This window comes from Streptomyces sp. DH24, assembly GCF_029813775.1.
Classification (GTDB): domain Bacteria; phylum Actinomycetota; class Actinomycetes; order Streptomycetales; family Streptomycetaceae; genus Streptomyces.
The window spans coordinates 66,042-81,784 of record NZ_JARVKW010000024.1 but is presented as its reverse complement, the minus strand read 5'-3'; the positions used below and the strand labels follow the sequence as shown (position 1 = coordinate 81,784).

13 protein-coding genes and 1 pseudogene are annotated in these 15,743 nt (G+C 70.1%); 5 read left to right on the top strand and 9 right to left on the bottom strand.

The features are described 5' to 3' along the window. Window positions 1-3: 3 nt before the first annotated feature. From ccsB to hemL, 7 genes are all read right to left on the bottom strand, one after another. Window positions 4-1,137 carry a c-type cytochrome biogenesis protein CcsB gene (gene ccsB / locus QC282_RS20325; RefSeq protein ID WP_279550927.1) on the bottom strand — a complete coding sequence of 378 codons (1,134 nt, stop codon included), beginning with the start codon at window positions 1,135-1,137 and terminating at the stop codon, window positions 4-6. Next, on the bottom strand, window positions 1,134-2,840 hold the full coding sequence (locus QC282_RS20320) for a cytochrome c biogenesis protein ResB (RefSeq protein ID WP_279550926.1): 1,707 nt from the start codon (window positions 2,838-2,840) through the stop codon (window positions 1,134-1,136). The genes ccsB and QC282_RS20320 overlap by 4 nt, the downstream gene beginning before the upstream one ends. 3 nt (window positions 2,841-2,843) lie before the next feature. Continuing rightward, entirely contained in the window at window positions 2,844-3,614 is a 771-nt protein-coding gene (locus tag QC282_RS20315; protein WP_279550925.1) for a cytochrome c biogenesis CcdA family protein, read from the bottom strand. 1 nt (window position 3,615) lies between these two features. Continuing rightward, complete coding sequence (locus QC282_RS20310) at window positions 3,616-4,248, bottom strand: TlpA disulfide reductase family protein (protein WP_279550924.1); 633 nt, start codon at window positions 4,246-4,248, stop codon at window positions 3,616-3,618. Window positions 4,249-4,314: 66 nt separating this feature from the next. Further along, window positions 4,315-5,631, bottom strand: a complete 1,317-nt coding sequence (locus QC282_RS20305; protein ID WP_279550963.1) for a hypothetical protein — start codon at window positions 5,629-5,631, stop codon at window positions 4,315-4,317. A gap of 152 nt (window positions 5,632-5,783) precedes the next feature. Next, window positions 5,784-6,431 (bottom strand): histidine phosphatase family protein, encoded by a 648-nt coding sequence (locus QC282_RS20300; RefSeq protein ID WP_279550962.1) that lies wholly within the window; start codon window positions 6,429-6,431, stop codon window positions 5,784-5,786. Between the two features lie 35 nt (window positions 6,432-6,466). Continuing rightward, the gene (gene hemL, locus QC282_RS20295) at window positions 6,467-7,783 is read right to left on the bottom strand and encodes a glutamate-1-semialdehyde 2,1-aminomutase (protein WP_279550923.1); all 1,317 of its coding nucleotides are present in this window, start codon (window positions 7,781-7,783) and stop codon (window positions 6,467-6,469) included. A 346-nt stretch (window positions 7,784-8,129) separates the two neighbouring features. Here hemL and QC282_RS20290 point away from each other — a divergent pair, with 346 nt between their 5' ends. Beyond that, window positions 8,130-8,768, top strand: coding sequence for a hypothetical protein (locus tag QC282_RS20290; RefSeq protein WP_279550922.1), 639 nt, complete (start codon window positions 8,130-8,132; stop codon window positions 8,766-8,768). A gap of 67 nt (window positions 8,769-8,835) precedes the next feature. On the opposite strand, the gene QC282_RS20285 is transcribed toward QC282_RS20290, so the two are convergent. Further along, on the bottom strand, window positions 8,836-10,179 hold the full coding sequence (locus QC282_RS20285) for a tyrosine-type recombinase/integrase (RefSeq protein WP_279550961.1): 1,344 nt from the start codon (window positions 10,177-10,179) through the stop codon (window positions 8,836-8,838). A gap of 682 nt (window positions 10,180-10,861) precedes the next feature. Here QC282_RS20285 and QC282_RS20280 point away from each other — a divergent pair. The 4 genes and pseudogenes from QC282_RS20280 (at window position 10,862) to QC282_RS20265 (ending at window position 15,401) form a co-directional block, all read left to right on the top strand. After that, the gene (locus QC282_RS20280; RefSeq protein ID WP_279550921.1) at window positions 10,862-11,083 is read left to right on the top strand and encodes a helix-turn-helix domain-containing protein; all 222 of its coding nucleotides are present in this window, start codon (window positions 10,862-10,864) and stop codon (window positions 11,081-11,083) included. Window positions 11,084-11,750: 667 nt separating this feature from the next. After that, entirely contained in the window at window positions 11,751-12,929 is a 1,179-nt protein-coding gene (locus tag QC282_RS20275; protein ID WP_279550960.1) for a DUF3631 domain-containing protein, read from the top strand. Window positions 12,930-13,312: 383 nt separating this feature from the next. Continuing rightward, window positions 13,313-13,720: a plasmid mobilization relaxosome protein MobC gene (mobC, locus tag QC282_RS20270; RefSeq protein ID WP_279550920.1), complete on the top strand. Its 408-nt coding sequence runs from the start codon at window positions 13,313-13,315 to the stop codon at window positions 13,718-13,720. Window positions 13,721-13,724: 4 nt separating this feature from the next. Further along, window positions 13,725-15,401: pseudogene (locus QC282_RS20265) on the top strand (mobilization protein). On the opposite strand, the gene QC282_RS20260 reads toward QC282_RS20265, so the two are convergent. Then, entirely contained in the window at window positions 15,402-15,728 is a 327-nt protein-coding gene (locus tag QC282_RS20260; RefSeq protein WP_279550919.1) for a DUF6087 family protein, read from the bottom strand. It abuts the pseudogene before it with no gap. Between the last annotated feature and the right edge of the window lie 15 nt (window positions 15,729-15,743).

The following is a 15,743-nucleotide window of genomic DNA, read 5'->3' as shown; positions in this document are numbered from 1 at the left end:
ATCTCAGAAACCGGCGGCCCCCAGCACGCCCAGCCCGACGTCGGCGTACGAGTGCTTGCCGGACACGAAGATGTTCACGCCGTAGTAGTTGAACAGCCAGCAGCCGAACGCGATCAGCGCGAGGTAGGCGGCCTTGCGGCCCTTCCAGCCGGCCGTGGCGCGGGCGTGCAGGTAGCAGGCGTAGGCGACCCAGGTGATGAAGGACCAGGTCTCCTTGGGGTCCCAGCCCCAGTAGCGGCCCCACGCGTCGCCCGCCCAGATGGCGCCCGCGATGATCGTGAACGTCCACAGCGGGAAGACGGCGGCGTTGACGCGGTAGGCGAACTTGTCGAGGGAGGCCGCGGCGGGCAGCCGGTCCAGGACCGAGTCGGCGAACCGGCCGGGCGTGCCGCCGTTGGCGAGCTTGTTCTCGTAGCCGTCCTTGAACAGGTACAGCAGCGTGGCGACCGCGCCGACGTAGAACACCGCGCCGCAGAAGATCGCGGTGGAGACGTGGATGTACAGCCAGTACGACTGGAGCGCCGGGACGAGCTGGTCGCTCTCCGTGTACAGCACGGTCACGGCGAGCCCGAGGTCGAGCAGGACCGTGGTGATCAGCGGCAGGCCGAGCCAGCGGATGTTCTTCCGCGCGCCGAGCAGCGTGAGGTACACGCCGACGGCGACCGTCGAGAACGTGATGTTGAACTCGTACATGTTGCCCCACGGCGCCCGCTCCACCGACAGCGCGCGGGCGAGCACGCCGCCGAACTCCAGCAGGAAGCCGAGGGCGGTCAGGGAGATCGCGATCCGGCCGTACAGGTCGCCCTGCTCGTCGCCGCCGTGCGCGCCCGGCCCGTCGGGCACGTCACGCGAGCCGGCGGCGGAGCGGACGACGACCTTGGGCCGTTCCAGCACGGCGGTCCCGCCGGCCTGCCGCGCCGTGACGGCCGGGCCGGCCCCGGCCTCCGCCTTCGGCCCGGCGGTGAGCGCGGCGGCGGTACGGCCGACCTTGCTGCGGCTGCCGAACAGCCATTCGGCGATGTACGCGAAGAAGGCCAGCGTGTAGACGGCCATCGCGGAGTAGATCAGCACGTTGCTGATGTTCGCGAGGTTCTCGTTGGTCGCGGCGGCCAGGTCGGTTGCGGCGGCGAGAGTCACTGCTTCTCAGCCCCTTCGGCAGGTACGGCAGGAGATTCGGAGGGTTCGGGGTCGGGGGCACCCGGCGCCCGCTCGTACAGGATCCCGGCGAGGTCGCCGAGCTCCTCGGGCACCTTGGCGGACTCGCTGCGGCCGAGCCCGGCCATCTCGACGACGGTCACGCCGTCGGCGCCCTTGACCGCGCGCACCCACACGCGGCGGCGCTGGACGAACAGGGAGCCGGCGAGACCGAAGATCGCGGCGACGGAGCCGGCCAGGGCCCAGCCGCTGGCCGGCTGCCGGGCGATCTGGAAGCCGGCCCATTCCTTCACGCCGTCGAAGGTGACGGTGCCGGCGCCGTTCGGCAGGGTCATGGTCTCGCCGATCTTGAGCTGCTTCTTGAACAGCTCGCCGTCGGAGTCCTTGAACTCCTTCAGGTTCTTCTTGTTCAGCTGGTAGACGCTCTGCGGGACGCCCGAGTCGACACCGAGGTCGCCGTGGTACGCGGACAGCGCCAGCATCGGGTTGATCAGCGCCGGGAACTGCGACAGCATCGTCGAGCCCTTCCCGCCGTGCGTGGGCAGGAAGAACGCGTGGAAGCCGAGCTGCTCCTTGACGCCCTTGGCGTTGCGGTAGCCGTCCATGACCTTGATGGCGCCGGAGGAGGTGACGTTGGCGTCCAGCGGCAGCAGCGGCACGGCCGTGCGGTCCAGGACGACGTTGCCCTTGGCGTCCCTGACGGTGACGACCGGCGCGTAGCCGTGGCTGACGAGGTAGACCTTCGAGCCGCCGATCTCCAGCGGCTCGTTGACCTTGATCCGGGTCGTGGTCTCCTTGCCGTAGGCGCCCACGCTGTAGGTGACGTCCGCCTGGAAGAGGCGCGGGGTGCCGCGGTTGGGGCCGGTCGGCTCGTAGGTGCCGGTGAAGTCCTTCAGGACGAAGCTGAACGGGTCCAGGTCGTCCTGGGTGAAGAGGCTGCCGGACTTGAAGTCGTCGTACTGGGTGAGGGTGTTGGCGAAGCCGTCGCCCTCCAGGATCAGCTTGTTGCCCTCGGACTTGAACAGCTGGCCCCAGGCGAAGGCGATCAGCATCACGATCAGCGCCAGGTGGAAGGCCAGGTTGCCCAGTTCCCGCATGTAGCCCTTCTCGGCGGCGACGGCGTCACCGGCCACGTGGGCGCGGAAGCGGCGCTTCTTCAGCAGCGCGAGGGCGGCGTCGCGGACCTCCCCGGGCTCGGCCTCGGTGCGCCAGGTGGTGTAGGCGGGCAGCCGGGTCAGGCGCCGGGGCGCGCCCGGCGGCCGGCCGCGCAGCTGGCCCACGAACTGCCAGGTGCGCGGGACGATGCAGCCGATGAGGGAGATGAACAGCAGGATGTAGATCGCCGAGAACCACACCGAGCTGTAGACGTTGAACAGGCCGAGCTTGTCGTAGACCGGCGCGAGCGTCTCGTGCCGCTGCCGGAACTCCTCGACCTTGGTGACGTCGGTGCCGGTCTGCGGGATCAGCGAGCCGGGGATCGCGCCCAGCGACAGCAGCAGGAGCAGCAGCAGCGCGACCCGCATCGAGGTGAGCTGGCGCCAGAACCAGCGGACCCACCCGACGAGGCCCAGGGCGGGGAGGTTCGGGGCGTCCTCGGCCGGGGCCGTGGACAGCTGGGAGCCGGCCTCGCCGAGCTCCTGGTCCTCTCCGGGGGCCGGGGCCGTGTCGGTGGTGGTGTCGCTCATCGGTCAGATCCCCACAGTGAATCCGTTGGACCAGGTCTGCATGTGCTGCACGATGCCGTCCCACGCGCCGGTCAGCAGCAGCAGCCCGGTCACGATCATCATGGTGCCGCCGATGCGCATCACCCAGACATAGTGGCGCTTGACCCAGCCGAAGGCGCCGAGGGCCTTGCGGAAGGCGACCGCGGCGAGGACGAAGGGGACGCCGAGCCCGAGGCAGTAGGCGACGGTCAGGACGGCGCCCCGGCCGGCGCTGGCCTGGTCGGAGGAGAGCGCCAGCACCGAGGACAGGGTCGGGCCGATGCAGGGCGTCCAGCCGATTCCGAACAGCGCGCCCAGCAGCGGCGCGCCGAGCAGGCCGGTCACGGGCCGCTTGTGGAGGCGGAACTCGCGCTGGGTCATCCACGGCATGAGGCCCATGAAGAACACGCCCATGGCGATCATGAGCACACCGAGGACCTTGCTCAGGACGTCGCGGTGCTCCTGGAGCGTGGAGCCGAAGTAGCCGAACAGCGCGCCGCCGGACACGAACACGGCGGTGAAGCCGACGACGAAGAGGGAGGCGCCGGCGACCATCCGGCCGCGCCGGGCCTCGGCCAGGTCCGTGCCGGTGACGCCGGTCACGTACGACAGGTAGCCGGGGACGAGGGGCAGGACGCAGGGCGAGAAGAAGGAGACGAGACCGCCGAGCAGCGCGATCGGCAGGGCCACCAGCAGGGCGCCGTTGAGCACCGTGCCGTTGTAGCCCGCCTCGGCCAGCGTGGAGACCGTGCTCACGTCACTTCTCCGCGAGGACCGGGTCGATCATTTCGCGCAGCTTGTCCTCGCTGAGCGCCTGGAGGGTGCGTGCCGCGATCCTGCCGTCCCGGTCTATGACGAGCGTGGAGGGAACGGCCTGCGGGTTGAGCGTGCCCTTCTTGAAGCGCAGCATCAGCTTGCCGGTCGGGTCGTACAGGCTCGGGTACGTGATCCCGAACTCCTTCTCGAACGCGCGGGCCAGGCCGACGGAGCTGTCGCGGGTGTTGATGCCGACGAACTCGACGCCCTGGTCCCTGACGTCCTGGTAGACCTTCTGGAAGTTCTTGGCCTCGGCGCGGCACGGCGGGCACCAGGAGCCCCACACGTTGATCACGACGACCTTGCCCTTGTGGTCGGCCACGTCGACCTGCTTGCCGTCGACGGTGGGTCCGGACAGGTCGGGGACGTCGGCCCGCTCGCCCTTCTTGACGGTGGCGATGCCGTCCTTGCCCATGACGAAGTTGGTGTTGCCGCCTCCGCCCGAGGTGCCGCCCGAGCTGCACGCGGACAGCAGCAGCGCCGCCACGGCGGCACCGGTGGTCGTCAGGACGGCACGGCGGCGGGTCCGGTCGGTGCGGGTCGAGCGCTGGGGGGCGCGGCTGGCGGCACTCATGTGAAAAGTTTCGCATGTCCGTTCCGGGGATCTTGCGCACCCCCCTGGCGGGTGGAAACCCGCATTTCAGGCGGCGTTTGCGGCCCCCGTGGCGGTACCGGCGGAGTCGGCGGGACCGCTGGTGCCCGCCGAGTCGGCCGGGTCGGCGAGGAAGGCCTGCCAGCCGCCGGCGGGCCGCTGCCCGACGCCGAGGGTGCGCAGCCGGGCCAGCACCTCGGGCCGCTGCGCGTCGAGCCAGTCGGTGAACTGCCGGAAGGAGACCAGCCGGACGTCCGCGCCCTTGTCCCGCTCCCGCGCGATGTGCTTGAGGGCCTCCTCGACGGCGTCCATGTAGATGCCGCCGTTCCACTGCTCGAAGTGGTTGCCGACGAAGAAGGGCGCGCGATTTGTCTCGTATGCCCGCTTGAAGCCTGATATGTAGGCCTGGGTGGCCTGTTCCCGCCAGGCGGGGTGGTGGTGGGCGGGCGCGTTGGTGGAGTTCACGGACTGGTTGGCGAGGATGTTGTAGTCCATCGCGAGGACCTCGAAGCCGCGGCCCGGGAACGGTATCTGCTGCAACGGCAGGTCCCACACCCCCTGCCGCCTGCCCGGCCACACCTGGAGGCCGCCCGGCGACGAGGCGTCGTAGCGCCAGCCGAGCTCGCGGGCGGCGGGCAGCAGGTTGTCCTGCCCGAGCAGACACGGCGTACGGCCGCCGACGAGTTCCTTGTCGTAGTCGAACGGCAGCGACGGCAGGTCGGTCCAGCCGGTGTTGGTGCGCCACTCCTTCACGAACGACGCCGCCTGGTCGATCTCACTGCGCCACTGCCGGGGCGTCCAGTGGGCGACCGAGCCCGGACCGTCGCCGCAGAAGTGGCCGTTGAAGTGGGTGCCGATCTCGTGCCCGTCGAGCCAGGCCCGGCGCACGTTCGCCAGCGTGTCCTTGATGTGGTCGTCGGTGAGGTAGCCGATGTCGGAGGCACCGCGCGGGTTGTTCGGCGGGTCGTAGAGGCGTTTCCGCGACTCGGGCAGCAGATACAGACCGGAGAGGAAGAACGTCATGCGGGCGTCGTGCTCCCGCGCGAGGTCGAGGAAGCGCGGGAAGAGGCCGTTGCCGACCTCGCCGGCCCCGTCCCAGGAGAAGACGACGAACTGCGGCGGTGTCTCACCGGGCTCCAACGGCACGGGCGGGGCGGGCTGGTGGGGCTGCTTGCCGGTGTACGAGGTGGAGCCGTCGCCGATCGGCCGCGCGGTCGGCCCGGCCTCGTCCGGCCCGTCCGGCCGGTCGTCCCGGGAACCGCCGGCATGGGTCGCGCCGTCGGACTTGTGGGTGCCGCACGCCGTGAGGGAGGCGGCGGCGCCCGCGCCCAGTCCGAGCATGGCCCTGCGGGTGAGCGTGCGCATGGTGTCCCCGATCGTCACGTCCTCTGTGGTCACCCAGTGAGAGGACGCGACGAGCGGAGACGTTCCCGCCGCAATGCGCAGAATCCGTAACAAATATTCACAGAATATGAACAGCCCGGTCGGCGAGCCGCCCCTTCTGCGCCGCCTACCGCTTACGCGCCGAAGGCCTTGTCCTTCCCCTTCACCGGCTTTGCGCCGGCCAGGAGATGAGCCGGGACGAGATCGCGGGCCGGCTCCGTGTAGCCCACGGAAACGATCCTGTCGCCCTGGAACGTGAACGTCGTCAGGGACGCCAGCGTGCACTGCCGCTTGCGCGGGTCGTGCCACAGCCGGCGCCGCTCGACGTAGGACCGCACGATCCAGATGGGCAGCTGGTGGCTGACCAGCACGGCCTCGTGCCCGCGCGCCCGGTCCTTGGCGGAGTGCAGCGCGCCCATCATCCGCACCACCTGGTCGAGGTACGGCTCGCCCCACGACGGCCGGAACGGATTGAGCAGGTGCTTCCAGTTGTCCGGCCTGCGCAGCGCGCCGTCCCCGACGCCGAACGTCTTGCCCTGGAAGACGTTGTCGGCCTCGATGAGCCGCTCGTCGGTGTCCAGGTCCAGGCCGTGCGCCTTCGCGATCGGCGTCGCGGTCTCCTGCGCCCGCTCCAGCGGGGAGGAGACGACGTACGTCACGTCACGGGCGGAGAGGTGGTCGGCGACCCGGTCGGCCATCCGCCGGCCCAGCTCGGACAGGTGGTAGCCGGGCAGCCTGCCGTACAGGATGCCGTCCGGGTTGGCGACCTCGCCGTGCCGCATCAGGTGGACGACGGTGACGTCCTTGTCGTTCCCGCTCACGCCCTCGCCTCCGCCGCCGCCCGGGCCGCCGCCGGAAGGGCGTCGGCGATCCGCGACACGGCCCGCTCGTCGTGGGCCGTGGAGACGAACCAGGACTCGAAGGACGACGGCGGCAGGTACACGCCGTGCGCCAGCATCGCGTGGAAGAACGCGGTGAACCGGAAGGACTCCTGCGCCTTGGCGTCCTCGTAGTTGCGCACCGGCCGGTCGGTGAAGAACACGGAGAACATGTTGGACGCGCTCTGCACGGTGTGCGTCACGCCCTCCTTGGTCAGCGCCTCCGACACCATCGACTGGATCTGCGCCGACACGGCGTTGATCCGCGCGTAGGCGGCGTCGTCGAGCAGCCGCAGCTGCGCGAGCCCGGCGGCGGTGGCGACCGGGTTCCCGGAGAGCGTGCCGGCCTGGTAGACGGGCCCGGCCGGCGCGAGGTGCGCCATGACGTCGGCGCGCCCGCCGAACGCGGCGGCGGGGAAGCCGCCGCCCATGACCTTCCCGAAGGTCATGAGGTCGGGTACGACCCCGTCGACGCCGAACCACCCGGCGCGGCTGGTCCGGAACCCGGTCATGACCTCGTCGGACACATACAGCGCACCGTGCTCGGCGCACAGGTCCTTGAGCCCCTGGTTGAAGCCGGGCATCGGCGGCACGACGCCCATGTTCCCGGGCGAGGCCTCGGTGATCACGCAGGCGATCTCACCGGGGTGCGCGGCGAAGGCGGCGCGCACGGCGTCCAGGTCGTTGTACGGCAGCACGATCGTGTCGCCGGCCTGGGCGCCGGTGACGCCCGGGGTGTCCGGCAGGGCGAACGTGGCGACGCCGGAGCCGGCCGAGGCGAGCAGCGAGTCGACGTGCCCGTGGTAGCAGCCGGCGAACTTCACGACCTTGGTGCGCCGCGTGAAGCCACGGGCCAGCCGGATCGCGGACATGGTGGCCTCGGTGCCGCTGGACACCAGCCGCACCTGCTCCAGCGGGCCGACCCGGCCGACCATCTCCTCGGCGAGCGCGACCTCGCCCTCACCGGGCGTGCCGAAGGACGTACCGCGCGCGACGGCGGCCTGCACGGCGGCGAGGACCTCCGGGTGCGAGTGCCCGAGGATCATCGGCCCCCAGGAGCACACCAGGTCGACGTACTCGCGCCCGTCGGCGTCGGTCAGATACGGCCCGGTGCCCGACACCATGAACCGGGGCGTGCCACCGACCGCGCGGAAGGCCCGCACCGGGGAGTTCACGCCACCGGGCGTGACGGCCGCCGCACGGTCGAACAGAGCCTGCGAGGCCGGTGCTTCGTATGGATATGCCAGTTCGCTCATGACCTGCGACTTCTCCGACCTTCTCCGACTGCTCTCGGACACCGGTCCGACTGCTTTCGGACTCCGGGTTGCCAGTGACCTCCTCAGGGTAGGCCCCCGCACTTCGCACACCTTCCCCAGTACCGGCCCACGGCCCGCCTCATCTGCGAGACTGGGGCCTGATACACAGAGCTCACACGGGCGTGACCCGGCGTGGTGTTCAGGGCTTGCGGCGTTCGCCCGCGGGCCCCCGCGGAGAGATGGTTGAGCGCACGTTTCGGCGGGCGGCCGTGGGGGAGGTCACTGACACGATGATCGGGTTGCGCGGCGGGGGACACGCGTCCTAGAAAAGCAGTCGGGTGGAGATATGCATCGCGGTGGCGGACTGGGCGAGGGGACTGACGACCTGGGTCCTCGACGTGCCCGGCGGGGCAGGCACCGGCGCGACGCGGAGGAAACGGCCGAGGCACGTCAGGCGCACGGGGTACCGAGCGATCCCGAACCGGTCGACCGACGGATCGACCGCAGGGCGGACCGTCCGAGGGCGGGGAGCAGGAATGGTGGTCGGGTGGGGGTGACGTACAAGTACTTCGGCGCGCCCGACGGTGCGACCGCGGCCCGTGTCCCGATCTCGATGCGCCCGGAGGAACTCGGCGGCGACGAGCTCGGCATGAACGGCATGTTCACCAAGATCAAGCCGGAGACCATGGCGGCCATGGTCCTCACCGGCATAGAAGGCGTCCCCCTCCACCGGGTCCCGCCCCTCGAACTCGTCGTCCTCCACCCCGACTACGCGGTCGTCAAACTCCCCATGACGGTCGTCGACCCCCTGCGCGGCATAGGCGAGGAAGCGGTCGGCGCGGCGGCGTTCATCTGGTCCACGGTCCCGGACCGGGGCGGCCCGCGGGACGCGTTCAACGTGTACCAGCTGCTGCACGAGTGGCAGGACTTCAGCCATCGGCTGCATGAGGCGGGCCATCAGCCTTATTGCTTGGTGTGGCCCTGAGCTGGGGTTTCTTGCGGATCGGGCGGGGTCTTCGGGCCTCGCCCTTTTTGGTGCCGGACGGGGGCCGTCAGGCGGCCAGGGCACATTGAGGGCACATTGGTTTTGCTGGGGGTGCTGATGTGCCTTGGGTTGCGGGCGGGCCGCCGTCGTCTTCCGCCTCGGCTTCCGTTTCCGTTTCCGTGAAGGCGTCGTCGATCGCCTTGCGGGTGCGGGTCTCGCTGGAGGGCAGCAGGTGCGTGTACGTCCGCAGCGTGAAACCCGGGTCCGAGTGCCCGAGGTACTCGGAGAGCGCCTTGATGCTCTCCCCAGCGTCCAGGAGCACAGAGGCGTAGGCGTGCCGGAGGGCGTGCATGCCGTCCTCGGGGGCCGCCTGGAGGTAGCGCGCGCCCCGCTCTCGGGGAGGGATCACGCCGGCGGCGGCCAGGGCGCGCTTCCAGTCGCCCATGTTGAAGACGCTGCGGTTGTACGCCCGCTCCTTCGCGTCGACGAAGAGGAGGCGGAAGGTCTTCGGCTCACCGTCCGGCTTGGCCCAGGGCAGGGTGACCTCGACCGCCGGGAACTCTTTCATGTGGGCCTTGACAGCGACGGCAAGCTGGGCCGGTAGGGGCACCGACCGGATCTTGTTGCCCTTGGGGAGGGCGAAGACGGGCTTCGTGCCGACCAGCCGCACCTGGCGGTTGACGTGAATCCAGCCGCCCTTGAAGTCGATGTCCTCGACGGCAAAGCCGAACACCTCGCCCTGGCGCAGGCCGCAGCCGAAGGCAAGCTTGCCGCCTGTCTGGAAGCGCTTGGGGAGACCGGCAATTACGGCGCGCACGCGCTCCAACGACCAAGGGATGACCTTCTTCTTGGTCGCCGTCGGCAGCTTCACGGACTTCGCCTTACAGGGGTTCTTCGGCAGCAGCCCGTCCTCCACGGCCATGCCGAGGATGCTGGAGAGGATGTCGAAGATGCCCTCGATCGTCGACACCTCCAGTTCGGCGTCCTGGAGCGTGCGAATCCAACCCTGAATGATCGAGGGCTGGTTGAGGGACCGCAGCTCGCGTCGGCCGAGGTGCTCGACGATGTGGTTGCGGACGGTCGCCTCGTAGCGGAGCGCGGTCGTCGGGCCCACGGAGTTCGCGTCGAGCCACTTCTGCGCGTAGGCGCCGAGCGTCTGCTTCGTCTCGGCCGGGACGACGTAGGAGCCGCGCCGGATCTCGACGTCGACCTCGGCGGCGCGGTTGTCCGCCTCGGCCTTCGTGTCGAAGTTCTCCTTGCGCTGATGGCCATCCAGGTCGCGGTAACGAACCTGCCAGCGCTTGCCGATGCCGTGGTCGGCGGTGGGGACCATCCGCTTCGTACGGCTCTTGTGCTCGCCGCACTCGGTCTCGGTGGGCTTGGGGTGGGACTTGTGCCAGCGGTCGTACACGTCAGCCAAGTAGGGCCTCCTGGATGGGGTTTGGGGACTGAGGGGTGGCGTGGGTCGCGGCGGTGTGCGTCAGCCACGGGGGCAGCAGGGCTGCGGGAGGGGTCGCGAACTGGTGCTGGGGCAGGCTGCACACGAGGCGTAGGTGCTCGATGGCGCGGGCCGTGTGGAGGCCGGCGGGGCCTATTTCGACAGGTCGGTTGGGCATGACAAATGGCTGTAACTTGCAGTCGGTCGTCGTGGCAAGAGTTAGTTCTTAAACTCTCCAAAAGTTGCCCGGAGGCGAAGTGGTGTTCATCTCGTCGAATTCCGGCACATCACGAGCCGTTTCGGCGGGGAGGTTGTGCTACCTTCCCTTCGCGTCAAAGACGTGGGCGATTTGAGCAACTATCGGATGCGATGTCCGCTGAGCGAGTCAGGCCACTTCTCAGCGCTTGGCGCCACCTCTGAGCTGCTGATGTACCGGATTCCGGCACCTCGGCCGGTTGCTTCGCCGCAGAAACTTTCGGCTTCCGTGCGAGCGATTTCGGCAACCGGGGATCCGCCCTTACTGTTTTGGTCTTCCCCGGCGACGCTGAGGGAAGTAGCCGGGAGTTTCAGAATTCACTCTGGACGCTTCCCGGGTGGTGTGGCTGCGTTGTCCACGCCTGCCATCCAAAACCCTGATTCCGATATGGAGACCTAATTGCCGAACCACTTCCCGCGCCTTGCCGGCGCCGAGCGTGACCAGCTCGCCACTCCCACCGACGTGACCGCGTACCTCGGGGTGCCCGTGAAGGCCCTCTACCAGTGGAAGTACCGGGGCATCGGCCCCAGCGTCCACAAGGTCGGCCGTCACCTGCGCTACCGCTGGGGGGAGGTGGACGCGTGGCTGGATGCCCAGACGTCGTACGACCTCACGGCCTGACCCCGCATCTGGCGCGGACAACGAAGCGGCCCCCGGCGCGCCAACGCCGAGGGCCGAAGACTTCCCAACTGATCGCCCATCCCTGAACGAATGATCTGGTGAGGGGCGGGACCTTGCCCGTCCTGCCCCTCACCGGAGAGGAACGCCTATGGAGGACCCTACGTCCCCCAACTCCACGAACACCTCCCCCACCGGCTGGCCCACTCCCGCGGTCCCCGGCGAAGGCATCCCCTGGCGCCGCAGGGATCAGGCGGACACACGGTCGCCGGCGTCGGGGACCGTCGAGCACTCGGCGGATGTGGAAGCACACGGGGACCGTCCCCAGCCGTCTGCAGATGCCACTGTTGGGGACCGTCCCCGCGAAGTGCCCGCTGCTCGGTCCCCGCACGTCCCGGTCCCCGTATCGACATCCGGCGCAAACCCGCAGGTCAGCGGCGCCAAAATGGGGACCGGTCCCCAAGGGGTTGCAGTTGCACCAGGGGACCGCAATGGGGACCGTGATCACGGTCTCCGCCAGTCGCTGGGGACTGACAACCCCGTGGCGGGAACCGCCCAGCAGGAGGGGACCGGTCCCGTCGACGCACGGGGACCGGATCACGGGACCGTCTCCCGGCCTCCTCGGGGACCGGCAGACCCCAAGGAACGGGGTTCCGGTGAGGGTGCGGAACTGCTGGATGAGTTGCGGGCGGCGATCGGCAAGTACGTCGTGCTGCCCAGTGACGAGGCGCTGACAGCGGTCACCCTGTGGGTGGCGGCCACGCACATCCAGACCGTTCTGCAGCATGCGCCCCGTCTGGCGCTCGTAGGCCCGACGAAGGGCTGCGGCAAGTCCCGGGTTCTGGACGTGCTTCACGAGACCGTGCACCAACCGATCATGACGGTGAACATGTCCACGGCAGTGCTCTTCCGCGTCATCGGCAAGAACCCGCGCACGATCCTGGTGGACGAGGCCGACGCCATCTTCAGCAAGGCCGGCGACAACGAGGAACTGCGCGGCCTGCTGAACGCCGGACACCAGCGCAACCGGCCCGCCTGGCGCATCTCCGGTCCGGAGCACAAGCCGACCCCGTATCCGACCTTCGCCATGGCCGCACTGGCCTCGATCGGCGACCTGCCCGACACGATCACGGACCGGGCGGTCGTGCTCCGCATGCAAAAGCGCAAGCCGGGCGAGAAGGTGACCCCGTTCCGCTCGCGCCACGCCACACCGGAACTGAACGCGCTCCGGGACAAGCTGGCCGCCTGGCTGGGACCGCTGCGCGGCACGGCCGGCCGCATGGCGCCGACCATGCCGGTGGAGGACCGGGCGGCGGACACCTGGGAACCGCTGGTCATCATCGCCGACCTGGCCGGCGGCCACTGGCCCGCCAGCGCCCGTGCGGCCTGTGCCGCGATGACCCGGTACGAGGCCGTCCAGGACGAGCAGACCAACCTGAAGACTCGGCTGCTACGAGACATCCACCGCGTCTTCGAAGCACACGGCAACCCCGAGGCCCTGTCCAGCCAGGATCTGGTCGCCGCCCTGCTCCAGGACCCCGACGCCCCCTGGGCTGAGCACGGCACCAAGGGGCTCAACGCCTACTACCTGGGCAGAATGTTGCGGGACTTCGATATCCGTCCGGCCAACTACCGGTTCGACAAGGGCAGGCAGGCCAAGGGGTACGCCCGTAACCGGTTCCTCGACAGCTGGGCCCGACACTGCCCCGACCTCACCGAGACGGCGCCCGCCCCCACACACGACGCCACGCCCGCGCGCCCGGCCCAGGGCAAGCCGCCCGCTGCCCCGGCGGGTCAGCTGCCCATCGGCCCGCCCGGCGGCCCTGCCAGCCCCAAACACGCCCGCTGACCCGCCTCCCCCTGGGGCCGTATCACGGCGTCGCATCCGTCCCCGCGCAGGTCAGCGCGGGGACGGATGTCCTCACCGGGACGGACATCTCCGTACCTGCCCGAGCGTCCGTACCTGTGCTGACCAGGCATGGGACGCATGCGACGCACGTGACACACCTCCCGCCCCCTCACCACCGGAGCACCCTCATACACGAACAGCACCACGAACTACCCACAGCTCAACAGCAGATGCTCACCACCTCAGCCCCAGACAGCGCAGCAAGTTGTCGGATAAGGAGTCCTTACCCGGCCCTCGCGCCGGGGGAGACGGAGGCATCCGGCGTAGGGGCGCCGGGGCCGGCCAGCCCGGGGGTGCCGAACGAGGCAGGGGGCGAACCGTCGTTGAACGAGCGCCACCGCCCCGCGCCGCGTCGCCGTCTGCGTGACAAGCAGCTGCGCGAGCGCCGCGTCCATCCCCGCTACAACGACGACGAGTTCGCCCTCGTCCAGAACGCCGCTGCCCTGAGCCGCATGAAGCCCGGCGGCTACGTCGCCGAGTGCGCGCTCGCCGCCGCCCGCGCCGACGACCCCACCGCGGCCGTCGCCGACTACCGCGCCATGGTGAAGGCGTTGATGGTTGCCAACGGGCAGCTCGGCAAGATCGGCAGCAACCTCAACCAGCTCACCCGCCACCTCAACCAGGACGGCGCCTGGCCCCACCCCGACACCGTCCAACGACTCCTGGAGCGCGTCGAGGCGTCCATCGCCAAGCTGGACACCGCCGTTGCCCAGATCACAGACGGGCGGTGAGCCATTGATACCGAAGATCATCCTCGGCAAGGGTCCACATGCCACGCGCCGCACGATCGGCTACCTCTTCGGCAAGGGCCGGGCCAACGAGCACATCGACCCGCACCTGGTGGCCTCCTGAAACGACTTCGCCCCCGACCCCGGCCGCAGCTCCCACCGGGACCCGAAGGACGTGGAAGCCCAGCTCGCCGCACAGCTCGACCAGCCCGTGAAGATGCTGGGCGACAAGGCACCTAAGCACACCGTCTGGCACTGCCCCGTCCGCGCCGCACCCGAAGACCCGATCCTCACCGACGCCCAGTGGGCCAACATCGCCCGCCGGATCGTGGCCGCCGCTGGCATCGCCCCCGAAGGCGACGAGGAAGCCTGCCGCTGGGTGGCCGTCCGCCACGCCGACGACCACATCCACATCGCCGCCACCCTCGTCCGCCAGGACGGCCGCCGCCCCCAGCGCGACTACGACCAGCGCGCCGTCCAGCGCGAAGCCCGCAAGATCGAAATCGACTACCGGCTGAGGCGGTTGAAGCCTGGCGACGGCACCGCCGCCAAACGCCCCACCAGCAAGGAGCACTTCAAGGCCAAGCGCCTCGGCCAGGACGCCACCTCCCGCGAGATCCTGCGCCTGCGCGTCCGCCGCGCGATGGCAGCCGCCTCCACCGAGGCCGAGTTCTTCGCCCTGCTGGAAGCGACGGGTGTGACCGTGCGCCTCAAGCTCGGCCCGTCCGGCGACGCGCTCGGCTGCAACTTCGCCCTGCCCGGCGACACCAACGACAAGGGCGAGCCCGTGTTCTACGCCGGTTCCACCCTCGCCCCCGACCTCTCCCTCCCCCAGTTTCGCCAACGCCTCGCCACCACCAGCCCCGAGCCCGCGACCGTCCGGCCGGGCAACCCCTGGCACCAGGCCACCGCCGCCACCGAACGCATCCCCCACCACCTCACCCACGGCGACGACCCGACGGCCCAGGGCCAGCTGGCCGCGCTCGGCACAGCATTCGACCTGCTCCCGCTCACCGCCCCCATCGCGGTGCGGGCCGAACTCGAACGCGCCGCCTTCGCCTTCGAGCGCGCCACCCGCTCCCGCATCGCCGCCGACGACGCCAGTGCCTATGTCCTTCGCCGCAGTGTCCAGGCGATCTGGAAAGAACCCGCGCGGCATGGCGACGGTGCCGGGCTGGCGATGCTGCTGGACGTCGCGCTCACCGCGGTCGCCTACGCGATGCACTGGCACCGCACCCGCCAGCACGCCCAGCAGCAGGCGGCGGCCGAGCAGACCCTCATCCACCTGCAGGCCGCGTACGCGCAGATCGCCAGACCGGTCCTGGCCGGCCTCGCAAGCCGGGCACCCGGCCCGCAGACCAGGCGCCGCTACGCCCCACCACCTCCAACAAGCGGTCCCCGAACACGCCGAACGCATCCTGGACGACCCCGCCTGGGACGCCCTTGCCACCGTGCTCGCCGAGGCGGAAACAGCCGGACACAACCCGACCGCGATCCTCGACCAGGCCCTCAACCAGCGCACGCTCGACGACGCCCACAGCCCCGCACGAGCACTGACCTGGCGCATCCGCCGCCTCGGCGAACGCCACGCACCCGGCCACGAGCCCAAGCAGCCAACGCGCACTACGTCGAGGGGCATCCCGCCGCTCCGCGCCCACCGCAGCCTCAGGCGCGGCGGCGTTGATCACCTCTCTGCCCGGCCTCCACCGTCCGGCCTGGGCGCCTGGGGTTTGCGGTGCTTGCCGGTGCCGGAGCCGAGCGGCTTCGGCACCGGCCCTGAGGGTGAGGGCTTGTTGGCCTCCGGGTACAGGATGGCTTGGGCCTCGACCAGGCTGGCTGCGAATCCGTACAGCTCCCATGTGTGCCCGTTCCAGCGCTCGATGGCGCGGGGCGCATCCGGATTCAGATGTGATGCCCTGGGCCCGTCGCCGGGCATGACAGGCACGGCGCGCAGTCGGCCGATCTTCGCGTCACGGCGTTCCGCCCAGTCTTTCAGCGGCTCGTCGTCCATCCTCGCGTTCCTCGC